This window comes from Acidisphaera rubrifaciens HS-AP3 (assembly GCF_000964365.1).
GTDB lineage: Bacteria > Pseudomonadota > Alphaproteobacteria > Acetobacterales > Acetobacteraceae > Acidisphaera > Acidisphaera rubrifaciens.
Genome location: NZ_BANB01000129.1, coordinates 1 through 3,355 on the forward strand (window position 1 = coordinate 1; position 3,355 = coordinate 3,355).

The 3,355-nt window shown below is 73.6% G+C and carries 2 protein-coding genes; one reads left to right on the forward strand and one right to left on the reverse strand.

The annotated features are described in order from the left end of the window. Positions 1 to 2,425 (reverse strand): DNA ligase D (gene ligD, locus B8460_RS04870; protein WP_048860455.1); only part of this gene is annotated, 2,425 nt, incomplete at its 3' end. A 62-nt stretch (positions 2,426 to 2,487) separates the two neighbouring features. Between ligD and ku the strand changes: the two genes are divergently transcribed. After that, positions 2,488 to 3,355 (forward strand): non-homologous end joining protein Ku (gene ku / locus B8460_RS04875; RefSeq protein WP_148360351.1); only part of this gene is annotated, 868 nt, incomplete at its 3' end.

Here is a 3,355-nt window from a genome sequence, read left to right on the forward strand (position 1 = left end):
GCCGGCGCAGGCGGGCGGGGACGGTGCGGATCGTGAAGGCGGCGGGATCGAGCCGGGACGTCACCTCCCGCCAGTGCACGGGCGTGGCGACCGTGGCGCCGGGGCGGGCGCGGGGCGAGAACGATGCGACGGCGGTCGCGCCGAGGCCGTTGCGCAGCCAGTCGATGAGGATATGGCCACGCCGCCGCGCCTTCGGCAGCGTGGCGACGAAACGGTCCGGCGCCTCGCGGCTCATGTCCTCGGCGAAGGCGCGGCACCAGGCGCGCACCGTGTCCCAGTCCGCCTCCGGCCGCAGCGGCGCGACCACGTGCAGCCCCTTGCCGCCCGTCGTGCGGCAGAACGTGGTCAGGCCCTGTGCCTCCAACCGGTCGCGCACCAGGCGGGCGGCGTCGACCACGGCGGCGAAATCCACGCCTTCGCCGGGATCGAGGTCGAACACGACGCGGTCGGGGGTCAAGGCCGCGGCCTCGGTGGCGCCCCAGCTATGCAGTTCGATCGCCGCCACCTGCACCAGCGCCGCGAGGCCGGCCGCGTCGTCGATGGCGACATAGGGCGAGCCGCCGGCATGGCCGTCGCGCACCCCGGCCGGCAGGTGGCCGTGACCCTGTTTCTGGAAGAACCGCTCCCCCTCGATGCCGCCCGGGCAGCGGACGATGGCCAGCGGACGGTGCGCGATGCCGGGCAGCGCCGATGCCGCGACGGCCTCCCAATAGGCGGCAAGGTCGCCCTTGGTCAGGCCGCCGTCGCCGTCCGGCCAGAGCACCCGCTCCGGGTGGGTGAGGGCGGGCGTTTCGTCGCGTGTCATGCGCCGTCTCCCGGGCCGTGGTGCCGGCGCCGTCGCGTCGCCGGGCGGCGACCGCACTACCTGCGCCGGCGTCTTGTCGTCGCGCAGGCCGAGCCAGACGGCGTGGCGCAGCCGTCCGGCCCCCGACCAGCCGGCGTAGCGGACCTCGCCCACCAGTTCGGGACGCACCCAGCGGATGGCCCGCTCCACCGGTGTCGTACCGGTCACCAGCCCGGACGGCGGCCCGTCCGCGGCGCGCCGGTCGAGCGCCTTGCGCAGCGCCGCCCGGGCCGGGCCGTCGAAGCCGGTGCCGACGCCGCCCGCATAGTGCAGCCGCCCGCGCGCGTCGTGATAGCCCAGGTGCAGAGCGCCGAGGCTGGTGCGGCTGCCCTGCGGCGGCGTCCAGCCGAGGACGATGAACTCGTCGCGACCGACGCATTTCAGCTTGAGCCAGCTCCGCCCCCGGCCGGCGCGATAGGGCGCGTCCGCCCGCTTGCAGATGATCCCTTCCAGCCCCATCCGGCAGGCCTCGCCGCGCAGCGCGTCCGCGTCCTCGGTCGCATGGGTGCTGTAGCGCAGCCGTCCCTTCCAGTCCGACAGGCCCGCGAGCGCGCGCTTGCGGTCATCGAGGCGGCAGGCGCGCAGGTCGTAGCCGTCGAGATACAGGAGGTCGAAGGCATAGAAGACGAGCCGCGCCTCGTCATGCGCCGACAGCGCCGCCTGCAGGTCGGCGAAGCTCGACGTGCCGTCCGGGCGCAGCGAGACCAGCTCGCCGTCCAGCAGCGCCGCGCGCGCGGGCAGTTCGGCGACCGCGCGGGCGATGGTCGGCAGGCGCGCGGTCCAGTCCTGGTCGTTGCGGGTCTGGATGCGGACCTTCCCGCCCTCCAGCCGGATCAGGAGACGGTAGCCGTCGAGCTTGATCTCGTTCAGCCATTCGCCGCCGTGCGGCGCGCTTTCGGCGAGACTCGCCAGCTGCGGCGCCTGCCGGTCCGGCAGACGGGCCTTGCGGGCGCCCGGAATGTCCTTCGTCGCGGCCGGCACGTCCTTGCCTCCGTCCGGGCCGCCCTTGCGCGGCGCCGTAGGTGGTGGCGTGTCTCGTTCGTTGGACGCGGCGTCCGCGCCAGACCGCTCGGCCTCGTCATGCCCCTTGATCAGCAGCCACGCCCGCTGTTTGCCGCGCGGCTTCAGCCGGACCAGCGTGAAGCGGCCATGCAGCCGGGTGCCGTCCAGGGTGAAGCGCAGTTCGCCGTCGCGCAGCCCCTTCTCCGGGTCGTCCAGCGGCTGCCATGTGCCGTGGTCCCAGACCTCGACCGTGCCGGCGCCATAGCCGCCCTCCGGGATGCGTCCTTCGAACGTGGCATAGTCGAGCGGGTGATCCTCCACCTGCATCGCCATGCGCCGGTCGGCCGGATCGAGCGACGGGCCCTTCGGCACCGCCCAGCTCCAGAGCACGCCGCCATGTTCGAGCCGGAAATCGTAATGCAGCCCGGCCCGCTTGGCCGCATGCTTCTGCACGACGAAGATCGGGGCGTGGCCGGCGGCTCGGGGCGCGCCGCCGCACGGCTCCGCCGTGCGGGTGAAGTCGCGCCGCGCGCCGTACTCGCGCAGCGCCGTGGCGCCCGGTTTTGCGCGCTTACCCATACCGGCGTGCAACGCCATGTCGTCCCGTTCGTTGCCTGCCCGTAGGCGTCCGGGAGCGACCCATGGCACAGCGGCCCGTCTGGCGGGGACATATGCGGCTCGCCCTCGTCACCTGTCCGGTCGCGCTCTATGCGGCGCGGCACGAGCGGGGGAACCTGCATTTCCACATGATCAACCCGGCGACCGGCCATCGCATCCACATGGTCGCCGAGGACGCCGAAACCGGCGAACCGGTCGAGCGCTCGGAGCTTGCCCGTGGTTACGAATACGCGCCCGGCCGCCATCTCGTGCTGACCGACGAGGACATCGAGCGGGCGCGCATCGAAAGCTCCTCGACGTTGACGCTCGACAAGTTCGTGGCGGCCGACGCGATCGACCCGGTTCATTACGAATCGACCTATTACGTCGTACCGGACGGTGACGCGGGGATCGACGTCTATGCCGTGCTGCGGGACGCGATGGCCGAGGCGGGGCGCATCGCCCTGTCGCGCGTCGTGCTGTCGAGCCGCGAGCACCCCGTCGCCATCCGCCCCGACGGGCTGGGGCTGGTCGCGCACACCCTCGCCGAGGCGCGCGACCTGAATGATCCGGCGCCGCTGCTGGAGGGGCTGGACCGCGTGAAGCCGGAGCGCGAGATGATCAAGCTCGCGCGCCAGCTGATCGCCCGGCAGGAGGCAGACTACGAGCCGGCCGACATCGAGGACCGCTACGAGACGCGGCTGCGGCAGGTGATCGAGGCGCGGCTGGCGGGCGAGGGGCTGGAGGACGCGGCGGCCGAGGCGGCGCCCGACAACGTCGTCGATCTCATGGCGGCGCTGCGCGAAAGCCTCGCGCGCGGCGGGCGCGGCGGCGGCAATGCCGCGTCCCGCACGGCGGCGCCCGGAAAGGCAGCGCCGGGCAAGACGGCGCCCGGCAAGACGGCGCCCGGCA